We start from the raw sequence: 21125 nt of genomic DNA, 5'->3' as shown, positions 1-21125 counted from the left end.
AAGCGTCCGCTTAGCGAGCGCGCTCAACCTAGGCGGGGCCGGCGGACCATGTCAACGGGCCGTTTCGGGAAATCCCGGCGTCATTCCACCGCGGGCGCGTGCCCTGAGCGCTGCGCGGCGACGGTGTAGTGCGGGTCGCGGGCGCTGGCCCGTCCCGCCTCGAAGACGCCGAAGCGGGTGCAGGCGGAGCCGGCGAGCAGCGCCCCTCCGGCGAGGGCCGCGCCGAGCCGGGACCGTCCCGCGGCGAATGCCGCTCCGGCGGTGCCCGCCACGGTGAGGGCCTGCGCCGCGCGCATCAGCGCGCCGCCCCTGCCTTTGCGGTACGGCTCGGCCAGCAACCCCAGCCGCCGGCGCATCCGGTGCCCGGCCGCCAGTTCCAGCACCGCCCCGAACACCGCGGACGCCCGCGCCGGGGCGTTCTCGTGCACCGGGGCCGCGAGCAGGCCCAGCCCGGAGGCGGCGATCGTCCCCGACCCGACGAACATGAACGGCATCTCGCGGTGCGCCTCGTGCCAGGCCGGCACGGCCGTGTTCGCGATCAGCACGGAGGTGTAGGACGCCACCCCGGCGCCCGACAGCCCCGCCCATATGGTGGCGGCGCGGCCGATCCGGGGGACCGTCCCGGTTCCCGTAGCGGAGCGCCAGCGGAGCGGAGGGAGCCGGGACGGTTTGCCTTTCCGGGGGGTGTGGGGGGTCGTCCCCCCACGAAGAAGCAGCCCGGTCACGTCGGTGACGGCGGCGACCCCCGTGGCGGGACCGTAGGCGATCAGGATCCAGGAGCCCATGCTCATCGGCGAGGTCGGCTTGACGACCCGCAGCATGTTGAGGAACCGCGCCGGGCGGCCGAGGTCGTGGATCAGCGCGGCCGTGGACAGCGAGATCGCCGCCAGCGCCCCGATCTTCCCGGCCCTGGCCAGCGCCGGGCGGCCGGTCAGCTCCGCCCCGGCGGCCAGCGCCGAGGAGCCCCCCGCCAGCCCGCCGAAGAACAGGTACCCGGCGATGTCGACGGCGGCCCAGGGCGGCTCCTTGATGATCGGCCTGCCGTAGTACGAGCCGAACTCGGCCTCCGGCACGACGGTCCGCTCCCCCTTCCGGCGGCGCCGCGGGCCGGGACGCTCGTACCCGCCGCGCTCCCCGGGCACGGCCTCCCGGCCGGGACGCCGCCCCCGCTCGCCCTCGCGCGTGACCTCGGCCTCGCTCATCCCCGCCTCCTCGTGATGAGGTTCGCCGCCGCGATACCGCCCAGGAAGGTCAGGGCCGCGACGCCCGCGTGCCGCCACATCGACCCCAGGTCCCGGGTGGTGACGACGGGGTCGGGCGGCAGCCCGTACACCTCGGGTTCGTCCAGGAGCAGGAAGAAGGCGCCGTCGCCTCCGACGCCGTCGCCGGGGTCGTGGCCGTAGAGGCGGGCGTCCTCGACCCCGGCCTCGTGCAGGTGCTCCACCCTCGCGGAGGCGCGTTCACGCAGCTCGTCCAGAGGGCCGTACTGGATGGAATCGGTGGGGCACGCCTTGGCGCACGCGGGTTCCATGCCGTCGGAGATGCGGTCGTAGCACAGCGTGCACTTCCACACCCGGCCGTCGTCCTCGCGCTGGTCGATGACGCCGTACGGGCAGGCGGGCACGCAGTAGCCGCAGCCGTTGCAGATGTCCTCCTGGACGACCACCGTCCCGTACTCGGTGCGGAAGAGGGAGCCGGTGGGGCACACGTCCAGGCAGGCCGCGTGCGTGCAGTGCTTGCACACGTCCGAGGCCATCAGCCAGCGGAACTCGCCCCGGTCCTCCCCGTCCAGGGTCGCGGGGCCGTCCACCGGGGCGCGGGCGGCCGCCTCCGCGGTCAGGCCGAGCAGGTCCACGTCGCTGTAGTCGCCGTGCTCCACCCCCGGGTCCTGGAAGCCCAGCGGCTTGCGCTGCTCGATGAACGCCACGTGCCGCCAGGTGTCCGCGCTGAGCCCCCGAGTGTTGTCGTAGGACATCCCCGTGAACGTGAGGCCGTCCTCGGGGATGGCGTTCCACTCCTTACAGGCGACCTCGCACGCCTTGCAGCCGATGCACACCGAGGTGTCGGTGAAGAACCCCATGCGGGGCGGATGGTCCCGGTGACCCGCCTCGCCCGCGACATCGGCCAGCGGCCCCGCCAACCTGCCCATCGTCACACCCCCATGCCCGTGTCCGCGGTGATCCCCGCCCTGCGCTGGTAGTCGAGCACCAGTTCCGGTAGCGCCGGCCCCCGGGGACGGCGCCCGGGACGGATGTCGGCCGACAGCGCCTTGACCTCCTGGATGTGCACGTTCGGGTCGAGCGCGATCGAGGCCAGCTCGTTGGCGGCGTCGCCCTTGCTGTAGCCGTTGGGCCCCCAGTGGAAGGGCAGCCCGATCTGGTGGACGGTACGGCCCTGCACCCGCAGCGGCGCGATCCTGTCCGTCACCAGCACCCGCGCCTCGATGGCGTTGCGGGCGGTCACGATCGTCGCCCAGCCCCCGTGCGTCAGGTCCCGCTCGGCCGCCAGCTCCGGCGACACCTCGCAGAAGAACTCCGGCTGCAGCTCGGCCAGGTAGGGCGTCCAGCGGCTCATCCCGCCCGCGGTGAAGTGCTCGGTGAGCCGGTAGGTCGTGACGACGTAGGGGAACACCTCCGCGCCGGGCTCGGAACCGCTCGGGTGGAGCCGGTTGTGCGGGTCGGGGAGGAGCTGCCGGACGGGGTTGCGCTGCTGCCCGTACAGCGGGTTGTCGAACGGCGAGTCCTGCGGCTCGTAGTGCGTCGGGAGCGGGCCGTCCACGAGCCCGGCGGGGGCGAACAGCCACCCCTTGCCGTCGGCCTGCAGGATGAACGGGTCGTCGCCGGCCAGCGCGGCCGGGCCCACGGCGTCCTCGTCGGGACGGAACGAGGGCTCCTTGTCGAGCGGGAAGTCGGGCACGTCGTGCCCGGTCCACCGGCGCTGCTCCGCGTCCCACCAGACGAGCGCCTTGCGTTCGCTCCACGGCACGCCGTCGGGGTCGGCGGAGGCGCGGTTGTAGATGATGTGCCGGTTGGCCGGCCACGTCCAGGCCCACTCGGCGGCGATCCAGTCCTGTTCCTGGCCCGGCCTGCGGCGCGCGGCCTGGTTCACCCCGTCGGCGTACACGCCGCAGTAGATCCAGCAGCCGCAGGAGGTGGACCCGTCGTCCTTCAGCTGCCTGTAGGTCGACAGGTGCGCGCCGTCGGCGTCGTACCCGTTGATCTCGGCGAGGACCGCGGACGCGGACGGCTCGTCGTGCGGCCCCTCCACCGGGTAGTCCCAGGTGAGGTCCAGCACCGGCCGGTCGCGCTCCTGCGTGGACCCGTCGAGCTTCTCCCGGATGATGCGGCCCAGGTGGTACATGAACCACAGGTCGCTGCGGGCGTCGCCGTCCGGCTGCACGGCGGTGTGGTGCCACTGGAGCGTCCGGTTGGTGTTGGTGAAGGTGCCCTCCTTCTCGGTGTGCGCGGCGGCCGGGAAGAAGAAGACCTCGGTCGCGTTGTCCTCGGTGCGGAGTTCCCCGGTCTCCACCTCCGGGCCGTCCTTCCACCAGGTGGCGCTCTCGATCAGGGAGAAGTCCCGCACCACCAGCCACTCCAGGTTGGCCATGCCGAGCCGCTGCACCTTGGCGTTGGCCGAGCCCACGGCCGGGTTCTCCCCCATGAGGAAGTAGCCCTTGCACGCGCCCTCCATCATGGCGAGGGCCGTTTCGTAGGTGCTGTGGGTGCCGGTCAGGCGCGGCAGGTAGCCGAAGCAGTAGTCGTTGTCCACGGTGGCGTTCTCGCCCCACCAGGCCTTCAGGAGGCTGACCGTGTACGCGCGCATGTTGCCCCAGTAGCCCTTGCGCGCCGAGTCCGCCCTGACGAAGTCGTCCAGGGTCTCGTGGTGGTGGGCGTGCGGCATGGGGATGTAGCCGGGGAGCAGGTCGAACAGGGTGGGGATGTCGCTGGACCCCTGGATGCTCGCGTGCCCCCGCAGCGCCTGGATGCCCCCGCCGGGGCGGCCGATGTTGCCGAGCAGCAGCTGCAGGATGCTGGCCGTGCGGATGTACTGCGAGCCCATGGTGTGCTGCGTCCAGCCCACCGCGTAGGCGAAGGAGCTCGTACGGTCGCGCCCCGAGTTGCGGACCAGCGCGTCGCACACCTTGGCGAACAGCTCGGGCGGGACGCCGCACACGCGCTCGACCATCTCCGGCGTGTAGCGGGAGTAGTGCCGCTTCAGCACCTGGAACACGCACCGGGGGTGGGTGAGGGTCTCGTCCGTGCGCGGCTTGCCCTTGCCCAGCGCGGCGCCTCCGGCGCCATGGCTCTCGCCGCGTCCGGCCTCGCGTATGGCGGGGCCCCATCCGATGCGGCGCTCGTAATCGTCGTCGCGTTCCCCGGCGGCGGCCACCACGTCCAGGCCCTCGTACCGCCAGGTGTCGAAGTCGTAGTGCCGCGTCTCCGCGTTCAGGCCGGAGAAGAGGCCGTCCAGGTCCTCGGTGTCGCGGAAGTCCTCCCGCAGGATCGTCGAGGCGTTGGTGTAGGCGAGCACGTACTCGCGGAAGTACGACTCCGTGCTCAGCACGTGGTTGACGATGCCGCCCAGGAAGGCGATGTCCGAGCCCGCCCGCAGCGGCACGTAGATGTCGCTGACCGCGCTCGTCCGGGTGAACCGGGGATCGACGTGGATGATCGTGGCGCCCCTGGCCTTCGCCTCCATCACCCACTGGAACCCCACCGGATGCGCCTCGGCGTAGTTCGACCCCTGGATGACGATGCAGTCCGAGTGCTGGAGGTCCTGCATGAACGTCGTCGCCCCGCCGCGTCCGAACGACGTCCCCAGACCGGCGACCGTGGAGCTGTGGCAGACCCGCGCCTGGTTCTCCACCTGCACCACGCCCAGCGCGGTGAGGAGCTTCTTGATGAGGTAGTTCTCCTCGTTGTCCAGGGTCGCCCCGCCGAGGCTGGCGATGCCCAGGGTCCGCCTGACGCGGTTGTCCTCGACCTCCCATTCCCAGGTCCGCGCACGGGTCTCCAGAACGCGGTCGGCGACCATCTCCATGGCGGTGCCGAGGTCCAGGCGCTCCCAGTCCTTCGCGTAGGGGCGCCTGTAGAGGACCTCATGCTCGCGGGAGGAGCCGGTGGTCAACTGGAGGCTCGCCGATCCCTTGGGGCACAGCCGTCCCCTGCTGATGGGCGAGTCGGGGTCGCCCTCGATCTGGACGACCTTCTCGTCCTTGACGTACACCTGCTGGCCGCAGCCCACGGCGCAGTACGGGCAGACCGACTTGACCACGCGGTCGGCCGTGGCGGTCCTGGGCTCCAGGCCCGCCGTCCGCGCCGACTCGGCGGCGGCCCCGCGGCCCAGCCGGTCGGCGCCGGTCAGCTGCCGGTAGACGGGCCAGCCTTCGATCCACGTCCGCACACCCACAGCAGCCTCCCCACAGGACCCGATCCGGACGGTGATCGGGCCACTACCCGCCGCGCGGGCTTCAAACATGCGCGGCGGGACGAAGGGGGATAAACAGGGAGGAAGAGGGCGGGTCAGTAGTCGAACCAGGCCGACATCTTCGCGCCGAACATCATGTCGCCCTCAAGCTTGATCTTCCCGCTGGTGAAGGCGGTGACGGCGTTCAGCCGCCCGGCGCACACCCGCAGCAGGTCCGGCGCGGCGATCTTGAGGGAGAGCGCGGCGCCCGACAGCGCGCCGCGCTCGCCCCGCGCCCGCCCGCCGGAGATCACCACGTGGTAGGTGTAGACGCCGGTCGGGGTCCGCACGCCCCACTGGACGGCGCCCGCGGCGTCCCCCGCCCGCTCGGGGACGAACCGCTCGCCCATGATCTGGAAGACCCGGTCGAGGATCTCCGGCGCCCCGGCGGCGGCCACGACCTCCTCGATCCGGGCGTCGTCGTCCATGCCGGGCGCGTCCAGCAGCGCCCGCAGCCGCTCGGGGCCGTCGATGCGGTCGATGAACCTCCGGACGGCCTCGGCGTCGTCGAGGTCGGGCAGGGCGGTCTCGTTCACTGGCTGTCCCTCGGTGTCGCAGGCGAACAGGAAACGGAAAGACCTGATCGACTGTCGCCCACGACACCGGGCGGCCGTAACGGGCGGGAATCAAGAAGTCCGGCGCTGCTTTAGCAGTCGCCCACAGAACCGCCCGCTAGGTGATCATCGGGGTCAGGTAGCGGCGGGCGAACGCGCGGGCGCCCTCGTCGTCCAGCGGAATGTGCCCGGCCGGGGTGAGCAGCAGGGAGTGCGTCAGCCGGACCAGGATCTCGGCGACCACCTCGGGGTCGAAGTGCCGCCCCGCGTCGCCCTGGCGCTGCGCGGCGCGCAGGCGCCGGGACAGGTAGCCGCGGGCGGCGGCCAGCAGCGGCCCGGCCCGGTCCGTCGCGTGCGGGAGCAGCAGCTCGGGCTCCAGCACCATGAGCCGGTTCACCAGCCGCTGCTCGCGGCTGATCCGCAGCGTGGTCACGAACCCCTCGACCAGGCGCTCCTCCAGCGTCGTGAACGCCGCCACCGAGCGGTCGAGCTCGCCGAAGAAGCGCCGGGCCTCGCGCAGCAGCACCCCGGTGACCAGGTCGTTCTTGCCGGGGAAGCGCCGGTAGATGGTGGCGCGGCCGAGGCCGGAGGCGCGGGCGACGTCGTCCATGGTGGTCCGGCGCAGCCCGAAGGTCGCGAACAGCTCCAGCGCCGCGTCCAGGATCCGGTCGGCCTGCGGCCCGGACTCCTCGGGGCCGTCCTGACCGGGCGGGCCGGCCAGCAGCCCGCGCAGCAGGACCTCGACGGGCCGCTCCCCCTCGTCCGGGGCCTGGCCCGGGTCCTGGTCCGGGGCGTCGGGTTCTCGGGTCATGACGTCCCGACCCTAGCGGCCGCGCCGGGCCCTGCGCGTCGCACGGGACGCGATCGGCGACTGGCGGAGGCCGTCGATCATCACGGTGTCGGCCGCCCGCATCGACCGGGCGAACGCGCGGAAGCGCAGGTCGTCTGCGGCCGTCCAGCGCAGCTGGAACCGTTCCCGCAGGACGGGCGGCAGCGCACCCACGCCGACCCTGCGGAGCAGCACGGTCGGCGGCACCGCGATCCCCGACCAGGCGAAGACCGGAAGCGGCCAGCGCGGCGGGGGCGGCAGCGGCTTGCGGTCGAGGTCGATGAGCAGCCGGACGGTGTCGTTGTACTCCAGCCGCTCCTCCACCATCGCGTCGAAGTACTCGCGGAAGGCGTCCGGGCCGGCGGGGAGGTGGCGCTCGGTGATGCCGAGGGCCAGGGCGAGCTCCCGCCACTCGGCGAACAGCGCCCGCTCGCGGTCGGGCGTGAGGGGCCGCCGCCCGAACAGCTCCTGGGTCTGCACCATGCCGTGGAAGAGGGTGGCGTGGACCCACAGGTACGCCTCGGGGTTGAGGGCGTGGTAGCGGCGGCCCTGCGCGTCGACGCCCTTGATGTCCTTGTGGATCTCGCGGAGCCGGGCGGCCTCGCCGCGGCCGCGCTCGTCGCCCCGGTAGCCGAGGAAGTCGAAGGTGGACTCCATGGTGCGGATCAGGCGCCCCCAGCGGTCCTCCAGGAAGCCGGAGTGGTCGGCGACGCCCGCGCCCACCACGGGATGGGCCACCTGGAGGAGCAGCGTGGCGCGGGCGGTGAGCCCGCCGCGCCAGTCGCCCGCGTACCGCCAGGTGAGGGAGCCGGGGCCGGGGATGCTCCCGGCGGCGCGGCGCGGGCCGTCCGCGGGGCCGTCCGCCGGGAGGTCGCGCACGTCGAGGTCGGTCATTCCGGATCACCACCGTGAGACGTTTACACGAATTTCGTATCACCATCTCATGGCGGGACGTACGCGTCCAGGGTCAGAGCGCGGGCAGCAGCCTTGCCGGGGTGATGGGCAGATCCCGCACCCGGACGCCGGTGGCGTGGTGGACGGCGTTGGCGACGGCCGCCGCCGCGCCCACGATGCCGATCTCCCCGATGCCCTTGGACCCCATCGGATTGAGGTGCGGATCGTCCTCCTCGATCCACGCCGCCTCGATGTCGAGCACGTCCGCGCACGCGGCCACGTGGTACTGGGCGAGGTCGCGGTTGACGAAGTCGCCGAACTCGCCGTCCATGACGCTCTCCTCCATCAACGCCATGCCGAGCCCCATCGTCATCCCGCCGATGAACTGCGAGCGCGCCGTCTTCGGGTTGATGATCCGGCCCGCCGCGAAGACGCCCAGCATGCGCCGCACCCGGATCTCGGCCGTGTCGGCGTCCACCTCGACCTCGGCGAACTGCGCGCCGAACGCGTGCCGGGCGTACTTCTCCTGCGCCCGCACCTCCTCGGCCGTGTCCACCGACACCTCGACTCCCTCGGGCGCCGTCAGCACCGCCTCGCACGCCCGGACGACCGCCGTCCCCCACCCGGCGGTGCCGCCCGACCCGCCCGCGACCGTCGCCCTGGGCAGGTCGCTGTCCCCGATCTCCACGGTGACCCGGGACGGCTCCACGCCCAGCGCCTCCGCGGCGATGATCGTCAGCGTGGTGCGGGCGCCGGTGCCGATGTCGGCGGCGGCGATCCGCACCGTGAAGCGGCCGTCCGGGTCGCGCCTCGCCGAGGCCCGGTTGGGGCTGCGGTAGCCGGGATAGGTGGACGCGGCCACGCCCATGCCGACCAGCTTGCGGCCCCGCGGCCCCCGCCGTTCCGTGGGCGCGTGCGGCATCGGCACGCGGTCCGCCCAGCCGAAGCGGGCGGCGCCCTCCCGCAGGCAGGCCACCAGGTTGCGGGAGCTGAACGGCAGGCCGCTGATCGGCTCGGTCTCGGGCTCGTTGCGGATCCGCAGCTCGATCGGGTCGATTCCGGTGGCGTACGCCAACTCGTCCATCGCGCATTCCAGCGCGTACATGCCGGGGGTCTCCCCGGGGGCGCGCATCCACGACGGCGACGGCACGTCCAGGCGGTTGAGGCGGTGCGAGGTGAGCATGTTCGGCGCCCCGTACATCACCCGGGTCGGCGTCGCGGTCTGCTCCGCGAACTCCCGCACGGTCGAGGTCTGCTCGACCACCTCGTGCAGGACCGCGCCCAGGCGGCCCTCCGCGTCGGCCCCCAGCCGCAGCCGCTGGATCGTCGGCGTGCGGTAGCCGGTCGTCGCGAACATCTGCTGCCGCGTGACCGCGTACTTCACCGGACGGCCCGTCACCCGCGCCGCCATCGCGGCCAGGACGACGTTCGGCCGCGGCGTCCCCTTCGACCCGAAACCGCCGCCCACGTGCGGCGACACCACGCGCACCCGGGAGGAATCGAGGTCGAACAGCCGGGCGAGGGTGTCGCGCACCATCGAGGCGCCCTGGTTGGAGTCGTAGACCACCAGGCGGCCGTCGTCGCCCCACAGGGCCAGCGAGGTGTGCGGCTCCATGGGGTTGTTGTGCTGCGCCGGGGTCGTGTACGTCGCGTCCACCTGCACCGCGCACGCCGAGAACGCGCCCAGCGGATCGCCCTGCTCGGTGTCGGCCGGGAACGCCGGGTTCACCTTGTCCGGCTTGTAGAGCGTCGGATGGCCGGTGCTGATCCGCACGTCGTGCGGCTCGGGGTCGTACTCGACGCGCAGGAGGCGCGCGGCCTCCTGCGCCGTCTCCAGGGTCTCGGCCACGACGGCGGCGACGAGCTGCCCGCGGTAGGACACCGCGCGGGACTGGAACAGCGCCAGCTCGCCGTCATCGACCGGCTTGAGCGCGGGCGCGTTCTCGCACGACAGCACGGCCAGGACCCCCGGCAGCCCCAGCGCCTCCCCCGCCGCCACGGACCTCACCCGGCCCTTGCCGACGTTCGCCTGCACGGCGTAGGCGTAGGCCACGCCCTCCACCGGGTACTCGAACGCGTAGCGGGCCCGGCCGGTCAGCTTGTCGTGGGCCTCGATCCGGTCCAGCGCCGTCATGCGCCCTCCCCCTCCCCCTGCGGCTCGGCCAGTTCGGCCAGCGTCCGTGCGATCAGGTTGCGCGCCAGCAGCACCTTGTAGCCGTTGTCGCGCAGCGGCTCGGCGGCCTCCAGCTCGGCCTCGGCGGCGCGGAGGAAGCGCTCCTCGGTCGCGGGCCCGCCGCGCAGCCGCTCCTCGGCCCGCCACGCCCGCCACGGCTTGTGGGCGACGCCGCCCAGCGCGATCCGGCAGTCCCGGACCGAGCCGTCGGCCGCCACGTCCACGGCCGCCGCGATCGACACCAGCGCGAACGCGAACGACGCCCGCTCCCGGACCTTGCGGTACCGCGACGGCATGCCGAGCGGCGGCACCTCCACCTCGGTGATCAGGTCGCCGGGGTCCAGCGTCGTGTCCCGCTGCGGCTCGGAGCCGGGCAGCCGGTAGAGCGACCGGGCGCCCTCGTCCACCAGCGGAAGCTCCCGTTCGCCCACGCGGTCCTTGACGCGGACCCGCGCGTCCAGGGCGGCCAGCGCGACCGCCATGTCGGAGGGGTGCGTCGCCACGCACTCCGGCGAATGCCCCAGGATCGCCAGGTTGTGGTGCTCGCCCTCCCGGGCCGGGCAGCCCGTGCCCGGACGGCGCTTGTTGCACGGCTTGGCGATGTCCTGGAAGTAGGAGCACCGCGTGCGCTGCAGCAGGTTGCCGCCGACCGTGGCCGCGTTGCGGATCTGCCCGGACGCCCCGGCCAGCACGGCCTGCGCGAGCATCGGGAACCGCTCGCGGACGGCGCGGTGGGACGCCAGGTCGCCGTTGCGGACCGCGGCCCCGATGAGCAGCCCGCCGTCACCGGCCGGCCGTTCCCGGACCTGGTCGTACGGCAGGCCCGTCACGTCCACCAGCCGGCCCGGCTCGGCCACGCCCAGCCGCATCAGGTCCACCAGATTGGTGCCGCCGCCCAGGTAGAGGGCGTCGTCACCGTGCAGGGCCACGGCGTCCTCGGCGGTGCCCGCCCGCTCGTACGCGAACGGCCTCATGACGGCACCCCCGCTTCCTCCCGGTCACCGGCGGCTCTGGCGGCGCCGCGGGCCCCGGCCACCTGCCGGATCGCCGCGACGATGTTGACGTACGCGCCGCAGCGGCACAGGTTGCCGCTCATCCGCTCGCGGATCTCGGCGTCGGTCGGCTCCGCGTCGGCCGAAAGATCCCCGGTGACCACGCTGGGCGCGCCCTCGGCGATCTCCTCCAGCATCCCGGTCGCCGAGCACAGCTGGCCGGGCGTGCAGTAGCCGCACTGGAAGGCGTCGCACTCCGCGAACGCCTCCTGCAGTGGCCCGAGCCGGTCGCCCTCGGCGGCCAGGCCCTCGACGGTCACGATCTCGGCGCCGTCGTGCGCCACGGCCAGGGCCAGGCAGCCGTTGACGCGCCGCCCGTCCAGCAGGACGGTGCACGCGCCGCACTGGCCGTGGTCGCATCCCTTCTTGGCGCCGGTCAGGCCGAGCCGTTCGCGCAGCACGTCCAGCAGGGACGAGCGGGTGTCGACGGCGATCCGGTGCTCGCGGCCGTTCACGGTCAAGGTGATCTCGGCGGACACGGGGCGCGCGACCACCGGCCGGGGCGGGCCCGGCTGCTCAGGGCTCTCCATGGACGCGTCCCTACCCGCGATCGACCAGGTAACCCGGGCGCGGGCGGGGTCAGTCGGTGCTGTCGGCGGGGTCAGTCGGTGCTGTCGGCGAGGATCTCGGCGACCTGGCGGGCGGTCTCGGTGGGCAGCGGGGCGGGCAGGCCGCGCCAGCGCCGCGCGGCCACCACCGCGGCGCAGCCGGCACCGCCCGCGTACGCGGCGGCGGCGACGAACGCGGCGGCCTCGGGCGGCAGCTTGCGCTCCAGCAGCAGCACGTTGAACCGGTACGTGGCGGCCGTCGCGAGGACGCCCAGGGTCCCCGCCAGCGCGCCGAACCGGACGGCGGGCACGCGCTGCCGCGCCTTGGACCACATCTCTCGCTGGGCGGCGTCCATCACGGATCGGGCGAGGACCAGCGTTTCCTCGGCTGACTCGGCCATGCCCCGCCCTTTACCCCGGAGAAACGGATGAACACCACCAAGCCCACCCTTGGACCACAAACCACCGACTTCGGTGGCGTGACCGATAATCAGGTGTGAGATGAGTTACAAGTGATTCGAGGGATGTTGTCGGAGAAGGCGGGGTCATGGAGGTATCCGACCAGTTGCTGGACATCCGGACGCGCTTCCCCGAGGGCGCCACGCCCGCCCTGGCCCGGTCGCTGCGCAAGCACGTCCCGGAGATCGTCAAGGAGGCGGTCGCGGAGATCGAGCGCGGGATCCCCGAGTACGCCCGCCCGCACGACGCCCGCTACTCCGAGGTGCTGGCCCACGCCACCGAGCTGTCGATCGGGCATTTCGTCGACCTGATCGCCGAGCCCGGGACCTCCTCCGCCGAGATCATGGAGTTCTTCCGGGAGATCGGGGTCGGCGAGGCCCGGGAGGGCCGCAGCCTCGACCCGCTGCAGGCCGCGCTGCGCACCGGCGCCGGGGTGGCGGTGCGGCGGCTCACCGAGGCGTCCGAGCGCTCCGCCCACCCCGTCACCGCCAGCATGATCGCCCAGGTGGCGCAGGCGGTGCTGTCCTACCTGGACCGGCTGGCCGCGGTGGTCGCCGAGGGCCACGCCGAGGTGGCGGCGCGCGCGGTCGGCGAGCGGCAGAACCGCCGCCGCGCCCTGCTGGAACTGCTGATCGCCGAACCCGCGCCGCGGCTGGCCGACCTCCGCGAACCCGCCCGCCGCGCCGAGTGGCAGCTGCCCCGCACCGTCGCCGCGGTCGCCCTTGGGGAACCGCACCCCGACGCGCACCCGCCCTCGCTGCCCGACGAGATCCTGCCGGGACTGCACCTGGAGCGGCCCTGCCTGGTCGTCCCGGACCCGGCCGGGCCCGGACGTCACCAGCTGCTGCGCTCCGGGCTGCGCGACCGGGCGGGCGCGCTGGGCCCCACGGTCGCGCTGACCGAGCTGGCCAAGTCGCTGCGGTGGGCCCGGCAGGCCCTCGACCTGGCGGCGGCCGGCGTCATCGCCCACGACGGGCTGGTGCTGGCCGAACGGCACATCCCGATCCTGGTGATGATGCAGGACCGGGAGCTGCTGGATCGCGCCGCGTCCCGGCGGCTGGCGCCGCTGATGAAGCTGCGCCCGGCGCAGCGCTACCGGCTCGCCCAGACGCTCCTGGTCTCGCTGGAGTGCGGGTTCAACGCCACGCAGGTGTCCATCCGGCTCCAGGTCCACGCGCAGACGATCCGCTACCGGGTGCGGCAGCTGGAGACCTTCTTCGGCGACGACATCTACGACCCGGCGCAGCGGCTGGAGTTCCACATGCTCCTGCACGCCTGGCTCGCCACGCACCGCGCGGCCGGCAGCGACTGACCGCCGGCTCAGGCCCGGTCGAAACGCTCGATGAACGGGCGCAGGCCGGTGCCCTCGTAGCCGACCGCCCACATCGACCTGGTTCCGGGGATGGGGGCCATGTCGGTGACCTGCGCCTGCACCGTCTGCCCCTGGTACGTCCGGGCCGGGCCGAGGAAGGTCGTCCACGTGGCACCGTCCCAGTGCAGGTAGCCCGCGCGACCGGAGGTCGCCTCGGCCAGGTGGCCCAGCCAGACGCCGCCCTGCCCGTCGGACACCAGCGATCCCGCGTACGGGAAGGGGAGCATCCCGTACCGGGGAACCTGGCCGACCCTCGACCATGCGGTGCCGTCCCAGTGCCACAGCTGTTCGGCGTAGTAGCCCCAAGCGCTCGACCGCGAGATCGGGAGGAGGCTCATCTTCCCCAGGGAGAAGGAGCCGGGGATGTCGTACCGCTGCCATGCCCGGCCGTTCCAGTGCATGGTGTAGGCGATGCCGCCGCTGGTGGGCACCGCGCCGAGCCAGACGTCCCGGGGCGAACGGACCGCGATCGCGAGGAAGATGTCGCCGTCCGCGATCGGTGAGGGCTTGCGCGCCCACGCACCGCGCTCGAAGCGCAGCAGGGCGTTCGCATCCGGCACGGCGTACGGGCCGTTCACGTAGGCCCAGGCCGTACCGCCGGGCTCGGCGGCGACGCCCGGCCATCCCTGGGTCGCCCCCTGGACGGGGAGCGGCGCGGTCCGCCAGCGCGCTCCGTTCCAGTACAGCGAGGCGGGGACCTGGTCGGCCAGGCCCATCCCGACGATCCAGGCCGCCCGCGGGTGCGCCGCGGCCAGGTCCATGTACCAGCTCCACCGCATCGGCGGGACGGGCTCGGTGCGCCAAGCGCGGCCGTCCCAGTGCAGGACGCCGGTGACGTCGACCGGCGCCCAGGAGTGCTGGCCGATGGCGAACGCGGTACGGCGGGTCGGGGCGGACACGGCCCACATGTGCGGGGTGGTGCCGTCGGGGAGGGGCACGTTCGTCCAGGTCCCGGGCGGGGGTGCGGCGCCCGCGGCGGATCCGGCGAAGGTCTCGGCGCCGGCCAGCGCGGCACCGGTGCCCAGCGCCACGCCGAGCGCGCGCCTGCGGGTGAGGGGGGAACGGGGCGTGCTCGGTCGGTCGGCCACGGACGGCTCCTCGGTGCGTTGCGGCAGGCCCCCCGGAACACCAAACCTCGCCAGAATATGCTGGCGAGGTTAGTGGGACGAGGGAGCCGACCACACCCGGCCAGCCGCCGGGCGGGGCCCGCCCCCGGCCGTCAGGAGCCGCCGAAGAGACGGTCGTAGCGGTTGCGGAGCGCGTCGGGCTGGGGCGAGGGGTCGACCGCGGCGCCGTTCGGCAGCGCGGGCTCCAGCGGCGCCCCGGCCCCGCCGGCCGCCGCGACCGGTTCCGCGCTCTGCTCCCCGCCCTGCTCCGCGCCCTGCTCCGCGCCCTGCCGGGCACCACGCTGGGCGCCGCGCCGCGACCACCACCCGGCGGGCAGGGCCTCCACCGGCCGCTCCTCCGCGGCGCGCTCCACCGCGGGCGGCTCGGCGGGCGCCTCCACCGCGGACGGCTCCGCCGCCACCTGCTCCACGGTCACCGACCCGGCCCCCGCCGGCTCGGCGGCGCCGGCCTCGTCGCGCCCGCGCTTGCCGCGCCGCCCCTGGGCGGCCCGCTCCCGGCCGCGCGTGCTGTTCGGGTTCATGAGGGTGACCTGCTTGATCACGCTGAGCGAGATGACCAGCCCGGCGATCGCCGCCACCGGCGGCAGCGCGGCGGTCAGGTGGTCGGCCACGCTCGCGCGCTCGCCGACATGGCCCGCGTTGCACAGCACCGAGACGCTGAGCCCGGTCAGGCTGACCGTCCAGGCCAGCACCCGGACCCGGATCGGCCACAGGTACAGCGCCGACAGCAGCAGGGTGAGCTCCCCGGCCGCGATGAACGCGTCCACCTGGAGCGGCCAGATGTCCGCCCACACCCCGGTCACCCGGTGCTGCTCGGCCCACTTGCGCAGGCCGTTGTACGACTCCGCGAAGGCGGTGACGCTCGCGGCCATGACGATCAGGCCGAGCATCCACAACGCCGGGTACCCCCGGCGAATGTCGTTCACGGGGGTGGAAGCGGGACTCATGTCGGGGATATCCCTTTCTGGAGTTCACTGGACCGGTCCGGTAGGGCGCCGCTCCCCATGCGACATGTTGATCAAGCCGCTACCAGTCAGTAATTCCATAATGTAATGAACTCATCACCATAAATCAGGACTGAGACCCCCATCACGCCACCCGCGCCGGAGCCGTCCCCGGCAGGGCTCCGGGCCAGCGGTCTAGACCATTTTGCGGAAAGGGGCGGGGTATCCGGGAAGATCTACTCCTCCGGAGCGTTGACCGGAGAGCGCATACCACGCGCGCCCATCTTTCTAAGGAGGACGGCGACCACCGTGAGCACCTCTCTCGCCAATCCCCGTCGTACCCAGCTCGCCTCCTGGCCCACGCAGGCCACGGAGCACCCGGAACAGGAGCGGCCCGTCGTACCCGCCGACTCCACCGCGTCCGCGGCCGACGACCAGGGCACGGGACAGTGATGCGGGGGCCGCGGAAACCGCCCCCCTCGGCGGTCTCCGCGGCCCCTCGCCCGGTGGTTACGGCAGGCCGGTGGTGAGGACGTCCACGGCGAGGCGCCGGACGGTCTTCTCGTCGACCTCCACGCCCAGCCCCGGCCCCTCGGGGACGTGGGCGGTGCCGCCCTCGACCCGCACGGTCGGGCCCGCGTACGGCGACTCCACGAACTGGCGGCCGTTCAGGTCGACCGGGGTGTCGATCCCGTGCGCGGCGAACAGGTGCAGCGACGCGGCCAGCCCGAGGTCGGAGTCGGTCAGCCCGGACCCCATCAGCTGGACGCCGCAGTCCTCGGCCAGCGCGCACAGGCGGCGGGAGAGCGTGAGCCCGCCGCTGCGCTGCACCTTGGCGATGGCGATGTCGATCGCCTCCAGCCGGACGAACGTCGCCAGATCGGACGGGTGCCGCAGGCTCTCGTCCAGCGCGACCGGGATCGGGCAGGTCTCGCGCAGCCGCCGCAGCCCGGCGACGTCGTTGGACGGCAGCGGCTGCTCGAACGCGGTGACGCCCACGTCGTGCAGGCGGCGGGCCATGCGCAGCGCGGCGTGCACGGTGTAGCCCTGGTTGGCGTCCACCCACAGCGGCGCGGTGTCGCCCGCGTGCTCGCGCACGGCCTCCACCACGGCCGCGTCGGTCGCCTCGTCGTGCAGGCCGATCTTGACCTTGAACGCGCCGTAGCCGAGCCCGCGGCCCTCGGCCACGCTGTCGCCGACCTCGGCGGGCGACTGGCCGGACACGATCCAGCCCAGCTCGATCCGCTCGGCGCGGCGGGCGCCCCACAGCACGCCCAGCGGCACGCCCGCGGCCCGTCCGAGCAGGTCGTGCAGGGCGGTGTCCAGGGCGCTCTTGGCCAGCGGCGCGCCGATGCTGAAGCCCCGGTTGACCGCCCGCTCGACCGCGGCGCAGGCGCCGTCCAGATCCCAGGCGGGACGGCCCGCGACGGCGGGCGCCAGGTAGCGGTCGATGGTGGTGACGATCGACTCGGCGGTCTCGTACGTCCAGGCGGGGATCGGGGTGGCCTCGCCCCAGCCGCTCACGCCGTCCGCGCTGACCTTGACCAGGACGCGCAGGCTGGGCCGCCCGGCGACGGCCACCGCGCCGCCGGAGACGCCGAACGAGCGGCGGGTCGGCAGCGCCACGGCGAAGGTCTCGACGCGTTCGATCTTCAGGTCGCTCAAGGTCACTGGGGACTCCCGCCGGTTCGGGCGCCGCGCGGTGCGGCGGTGCTGGTGCGCAGGACGACCTCGCCCGCCATCCGCTCCACCCGGCTGCGCCGCGGCGCGGGCTCGCGCACGGCCAGCTCCATGACCCGCTCGCCCATCAGGTCGAGCGGCAGCGCCACGGTGGTGAGCGGCGGGGTGAGGTCGCGGACGATCGGGATGTCGTCGAACCCGGCCAGCGACACCTCGCCGGGGACGTCCACGCCGGAGTCGCGGAAGGCGGCCAGGGCGCCGATCGCCATCACGTCGGTGACGGCGAAGACGCAGGTCGGCAGGGTGCCGCGGCGGATCAGCTCGGTGGCCGCGGCGTAGCCGCCGTCGCGGGTGAAGCCGGCCTCGACGATCCGTTCGGGGGGCAGCGGCACCCCGGCCTCGGCGAGCGCGGCGGCGAACCCGCCGAACCGGTCGGCGACGGTGGTGAGCGCGCGGGGCCCGGTGAGGACGGCGAAGTCGCGGTGGCCCAGGTCGAGCAGCGCGCGGGCCAGCGCCGCCGCGCCCTCCCGGTTCTGCGGCAGGACGGTGTCGACCTTGAGGCTGCGGTGCCGGCTGACCACGGCGACCCGGCCGCCGGCGCGCTGGTAGGGGTCCAGTTCGGCGCCCATCGAGCGCTCCCAGTCGCGGTCCTCGAAGCCGGAGCCGATCAGCAGGATGGCGCGGGCCCGCTGGGCGCGCAGCGTCGCGATGTACTCGATCTCGCGGGCCGGGTCGCGGAAGGTGCTGGCCAGCATGACCAGCAGCTCGTGGTCGGCGGCGGTGCGCATGACGCCGCGGGCGATGGCGGCGAAGTAGGGGTCGCTGACGTCGTGGCAGATGACGCCGATGACCTTGCTGTTGGAGCTGGCCAGGGCCTGGGCGTGCGCGTTGGGGGTGTAGGCCAGCTCGCCCGCGGCGGCCAGCACGCGCTCGCGGAGGTCGGCGCGGACCTGGGCGGTGCCGTTGAGGACGCGGGAGGCGGTGGCCAGGGAGACGCCGGCCTGCCGGGCCACGTCCTGGAGCGTGACGTGCTGCCGGTCGTTCGGCCGGTCGTTCTGCCGCTCGTGCCGCCGGTCGGGCGACCGTACACCGTCCGCCGTCATCGCCGCCCCCTCGTCGCCTCGAGCCGCCGCTCCCGGTCAATTGGGGTGGGTCGCCCTCTTGACCGCGCCGTTCGTCGTTCTTACGGTACATCAGAAAGCGCTTTCAGAATGCGCTTTCCGAGTGAGACCGCGTCCCCGACCACGGAGGTACCAAGGTGAGTCAGGGCACCACAACCGCGCCGCCGGCCAGACCGGCGGCCGCCGGGGTCGCCGAGCGCGGCGGCCCCACCGCGGGCGAGCGCACCCGCGACCTGCTCGAACGGTCCTGGCGGCCGGTCGGCCTGCTGCTGGCCTGCCTGGCCGCCTGGTGGGCGGTCACCGCCGCCGAGCTGGTCGAGCCCTACCTCGTGCCGTCCCCCGGCAGCACGCTGTCGCTGATGGCCGAGAAGTGGTCCTACCTCTCGCACCACACCTGGGTCACCACCTACGAGACCCTGCTCGGCTTCGCGATCGCCGTCATCATCGGCATCGCCGCCGCCGTGGTCATGGTGTACTCCACCACGGTCGAGAAGACGCTCTACCCCGTCCTGCTGTTCGCGCAGGTCATCCCGAAGATCGCCATCGCGCCGCTGTTCGTGGTGTGGCTGGGCTTCGGCATCACGCCCAAGATCGTGGTGGCGGTGCTCATCGCGTTCTTCCCGGTGGTCATCTCCATGGTCACCGGCCTGAAGGCGGTCGACCCGGAGATGATCCAGCTGTCGGCCACGATGGGCGCCGGGCCGATGCAGACCTTCGCCAAGATCCGCTTCCCGGCCTCGCTGCCGTACCTGTTCTCCGGGCTCAAGGTGGCGGTGACCCTGGCGGTCACCGGCGCCGTCGTCGGCGAGTTCGTCGGCGCCAACGAGGGCCTGGGCTACGTGATCCTGCAGGCCAACGGCAACGTCGACACCCCGATGCTGTTCGCCGGCCTGCTGGTCATGTCACTGATCGGCGTCGTCCTGTTCGTCCTGGTCGAACTGGCCGAGCACCTCCTTCTCCCCTGGCACGCCAGCCGTCGCGGCGACGCCGTCACCACCACCTACTGACGGAGAGACCACCCCATGAAACTCCGCACCTTCGCGACCGTCACCACCGCGCTGCTGCCCCTCCTCGCGCTCACCGCGTGCGGCGGGGGCTCCGAGGAGACCACCGGCGCCGACGGCAAGAAGCTCACCAAGGTCTCGCTGACCCTGAACTGGTACCCCTACGGCGAGCACGCGCCGTTCTACTACGGGGTCAAGCAGAAGATCTACGAGAAGCACGGCATCGACCTGGAGATCAAGGCCGGGCAGGGCTCGCAGAAGACCGTCCAGGCCACCGGAGCGGGCCAGACCGACTTCGGCTGGGCCGACACCCCGGCGCTGCTGGCCGCGGTCGACAAGGGCATGCCGATCAAGAGCATCGGCGTCTTCCTCCAGACCACCCCGGCCTCGGTGCAGGCGTTCGACGCCACCAACATCAAGAAGCCGGCCGACCTCAAGGGCAAGAAGATCGCCGGCACCGCGGGCGACGCGCTGTCGCGCACCTTCCCGGCGTTCCTGAAGAAGAACGGCATGTCGGAGAGCGACGTCCAGATCCAGAACACCGACCCGGCCGGGAAGATGGCCGCGGTCATCTCCGGCAAGGCCGACGGGCTCCTCGGCTACGCCAGCGACCAGGGCCCGATCATGCAGGACAAGGCCAAGAAGCCGGTGTCGGCGCTGCGGTTCTCCGAGTTCGGCCTGAACTTCTACTCCAACGGCCTGATGGTCTCCGAGCGCAAGCTCAAGAGCGACGCCGACCTGGTCAAGAAGATGGTCGCCGCCACCAGCGAGTCCTGGACCGCGGCCCAGAAGGACGAGGCCGGCGCGGTCGCCTCCATGGCCGGAGCCTCCGACCAGCTGCCGCCGGTGCCGGTCATCACCGAGCAGTTCAAGACCACGCTCACGCTGCTGCACACCGACGCCACCCAGGGCAAGACGCCCGGCGTCAACACCGAGGCCGACTGGAAGAGCACGATCGACCTCTTCCACCAGACCGGCCTCATCGGCAAGGCGCAGCCGCCCGCCACGTACTGGCAGGCGGACTCCGCGCCCCAGGGCTGACGGGACCAGCGATGAGGATCATGAGCAAGCCGGAGACCGATTCCACGACCGCGTCCGGGCGCGACCCCGGGCCCGCGGAGCAGGCCGCCGTCCGCATCGACGAGGTGGCCGTGCGCTTCCGCACCCGCAAGCGCGACGTCACGGCGCTGCGCGAGGTGTCGCTGGACGTGCCGATGGGCGAGTTCGTCGCGATCGTCGGCCCGTCCGGCTGCGGCAAGTCGACGCTGCTGAAGATGGTGGCCGGGCTGCTCAAGCCCACCACCGGCACGGTGCGGCTGAACGGCGAGAAGGTGGCCGGGCCGCGGCACGACATCGGGTACGTGTTCCAGCGCGCCGCGCTGCTGGAGTGGCGCAGCGCCCGCCGCAACATCCTGCTCCAGGCGGAGATGCGCAGGATGCCGGGCGAGCAGGCCCGGCGCCGCACCGCCGAGCTGATCGAGATGACCGGGCTGTCCGGCTTCGAGGACGCCCTGCCGCACGAGCTGTCGGGCGGCATGCAGCAGCGGGTGGCGCTGTGCCGCGCACTGCTGCACGAGCCGCCGGTGCTGCTGATGGACGAGCCGTTCGGCGCGCTGGACGCCCTCACCCGCGAGCAGCTCAACATCGAGATGAACCGGATCTGGCGGACCACCCGCACCACCGTGCTGCTGGTCACGCACTCGATCCCGGAGGCGGTCTTCCTGGCCAACCGGGTGGTGGTGATGAGCGACCGGCCGGGCACCATCAGGGAGATCATCGACGTCGACCTGCCCGCCGAGCGCGAGTACGCCGCCACCCTGGCCATGCCGGAGTTCGCGAGCGTCGCGGGCCGCATCCGCGAGCTTCTGGGGGCCGGCGCGGCCGTCGAATAGACGCGCCCGC

19 protein-coding genes are annotated in these 21125 nt (G+C 73.2%); 5 read left to right on the top strand and 14 right to left on the bottom strand.

Translation table 11 applies throughout. From position 1 onward, the window contains the following. Positions 1-80 precede the first annotated feature (80 nt). The 10 genes from nrfD to ACFPZN_RS06125 form a co-directional block, all read right to left on the bottom strand. Complete coding sequence (gene nrfD / locus ACFPZN_RS06170; RefSeq protein ID WP_378280814.1) at positions 81-1202, bottom strand: NrfD/PsrC family molybdoenzyme membrane anchor subunit; 1122 nt, start codon at positions 1200-1202, stop codon at positions 81-83. After that, positions 1199-2080 (bottom strand): 4Fe-4S dicluster domain-containing protein, encoded by an 882-nt coding sequence (locus ACFPZN_RS06165; RefSeq protein WP_378280856.1) that lies wholly within the window; start codon positions 2078-2080, stop codon positions 1199-1201. Before ACFPZN_RS06165 ends, nrfD begins: the two co-directional genes overlap by 4 nt. 71 nt (positions 2081-2151) lie before the next feature. Beyond that, entirely contained in the window at positions 2152-5409 is a 3258-nt protein-coding gene (gene fdh / locus ACFPZN_RS06160; RefSeq protein WP_378280813.1) for a formate dehydrogenase, read from the bottom strand. A gap of 113 nt (positions 5410-5522) precedes the next feature. Continuing rightward, a complete protein-coding gene (locus ACFPZN_RS06155) occupies positions 5523-6002 on the bottom strand; it encodes an SCP2 sterol-binding domain-containing protein (protein ID WP_378280812.1) in 480 nt (159 codons plus the stop codon). A gap of 136 nt (positions 6003-6138) precedes the next feature. Continuing rightward, positions 6139-6831, bottom strand: coding sequence for a TetR/AcrR family transcriptional regulator (locus ACFPZN_RS06150; protein ID WP_378280811.1), 693 nt, complete (start codon positions 6829-6831; stop codon positions 6139-6141). Between the two features lie 12 nt (positions 6832-6843). Continuing rightward, positions 6844-7743, bottom strand: coding sequence for an oxygenase MpaB family protein (locus ACFPZN_RS06145; RefSeq protein WP_378280810.1), 900 nt, complete (start codon positions 7741-7743; stop codon positions 6844-6846). A 73-nt stretch (positions 7744-7816) separates the two neighbouring features. Continuing rightward, positions 7817-9877 (bottom strand): xanthine dehydrogenase family protein molybdopterin-binding subunit, encoded by a 2061-nt coding sequence (locus ACFPZN_RS06140; protein ID WP_378280809.1) that lies wholly within the window; start codon positions 9875-9877, stop codon positions 7817-7819. Continuing rightward, positions 9874-10890, bottom strand: coding sequence for an FAD binding domain-containing protein (locus ACFPZN_RS06135; RefSeq protein WP_378280808.1), 1017 nt, complete (start codon positions 10888-10890; stop codon positions 9874-9876). The genes ACFPZN_RS06140 and ACFPZN_RS06135 overlap by 4 nt, the downstream gene beginning before the upstream one ends. Then, positions 10887-11498, bottom strand: a complete 612-nt coding sequence (locus ACFPZN_RS06130) for a 2Fe-2S iron-sulfur cluster-binding protein (RefSeq protein WP_378280807.1) — start codon at positions 11496-11498, stop codon at positions 10887-10889. The genes ACFPZN_RS06135 and ACFPZN_RS06130 overlap by 4 nt, the downstream gene beginning before the upstream one ends. 71 nt (positions 11499-11569) lie before the next feature. Beyond that, complete coding sequence (locus tag ACFPZN_RS06125; protein WP_378280806.1) at positions 11570-11917, bottom strand: phage holin family protein; 348 nt, start codon at positions 11915-11917, stop codon at positions 11570-11572. A gap of 146 nt (positions 11918-12063) precedes the next feature. Here ACFPZN_RS06125 and ACFPZN_RS06120 point away from each other — a divergent pair, with 146 nt between their 5' ends. Then, positions 12064-13287, top strand: a complete 1224-nt coding sequence (locus ACFPZN_RS06120) for a PucR family transcriptional regulator (RefSeq protein ID WP_378280805.1) — start codon at positions 12064-12066, stop codon at positions 13285-13287. Positions 13288-13295: 8 nt separating this feature from the next. Here the strand turns inward: ACFPZN_RS06120 and ACFPZN_RS06115 are convergent, their stop codons facing one another. Together ACFPZN_RS06115 and ACFPZN_RS06110 are read right to left on the bottom strand one after the other, a co-directional pair. Beyond that, complete coding sequence (locus ACFPZN_RS06115; RefSeq protein ID WP_378280804.1) at positions 13296-14435, bottom strand: hypothetical protein; 1140 nt, start codon at positions 14433-14435, stop codon at positions 13296-13298. Positions 14436-14566: 131 nt separating this feature from the next. After that, positions 14567-15421, bottom strand: a complete 855-nt coding sequence (locus ACFPZN_RS06110) for a DUF2637 domain-containing protein (RefSeq protein ID WP_378280803.1) — start codon at positions 15419-15421, stop codon at positions 14567-14569. A gap of 306 nt (positions 15422-15727) precedes the next feature. On the opposite strand from ACFPZN_RS06110, the gene ACFPZN_RS06105 reads away from it, so the two are divergent. Beyond that, on the top strand, positions 15728-15871 hold the full coding sequence (locus tag ACFPZN_RS06105) for a hypothetical protein (protein WP_378280802.1): 144 nt from the start codon (positions 15728-15730) through the stop codon (positions 15869-15871). Positions 15872-15928: 57 nt separating this feature from the next. On the opposite strand, the gene ACFPZN_RS06100 is transcribed toward ACFPZN_RS06105, so the two are convergent. Both ACFPZN_RS06100 and ACFPZN_RS06095 read right to left on the bottom strand, forming a co-directional pair. After that, entirely contained in the window at positions 15929-17089 is a 1161-nt protein-coding gene (locus ACFPZN_RS06100; protein ID WP_378280801.1) for a mandelate racemase/muconate lactonizing enzyme family protein, read from the bottom strand. Further along, complete coding sequence (locus ACFPZN_RS06095; RefSeq protein ID WP_378280800.1) at positions 17086-18201, bottom strand: LacI family DNA-binding transcriptional regulator; 1116 nt, start codon at positions 18199-18201, stop codon at positions 17086-17088. The genes ACFPZN_RS06100 and ACFPZN_RS06095 overlap by 4 nt, the downstream gene beginning before the upstream one ends. Positions 18202-18356: 155 nt before the next feature. Here ACFPZN_RS06095 and ACFPZN_RS06090 point away from each other — a divergent pair, with 155 nt between their 5' ends. Genes ACFPZN_RS06090 through ACFPZN_RS06080 form a run of 3 tightly spaced genes read left to right on the top strand, consistent with a single transcriptional unit; the run spans position 18357 to position 21115 of the window. Further along, positions 18357-19226: an ABC transporter permease gene (locus ACFPZN_RS06090; protein WP_378280799.1), complete on the top strand. Its 870-nt coding sequence runs from the start codon at positions 18357-18359 to the stop codon at positions 19224-19226. 15 nt (positions 19227-19241) lie between these two features. Then, positions 19242-20264, top strand: a complete 1023-nt coding sequence (locus ACFPZN_RS06085; protein WP_378280798.1) for an ABC transporter substrate-binding protein — start codon at positions 19242-19244, stop codon at positions 20262-20264. Positions 20265-20284: 20 nt separating this feature from the next. Continuing rightward, complete coding sequence (locus tag ACFPZN_RS06080) at positions 20285-21115, top strand: ABC transporter ATP-binding protein (protein WP_378280797.1); 831 nt, start codon at positions 20285-20287, stop codon at positions 21113-21115. Positions 21116-21125 lie beyond the last annotated feature (10 nt).

Origin of the sequence: Actinomadura rugatobispora (genome assembly GCF_042656285.1) — a bacterium.
GTDB lineage: Bacteria > Actinomycetota > Actinomycetes > Streptosporangiales > Streptosporangiaceae > Spirillospora > Spirillospora rugatobispora.
The sequence above is the reverse complement of the archived record's forward strand: the minus strand, read 5'-3'. Positions and strand labels throughout refer to the sequence as shown.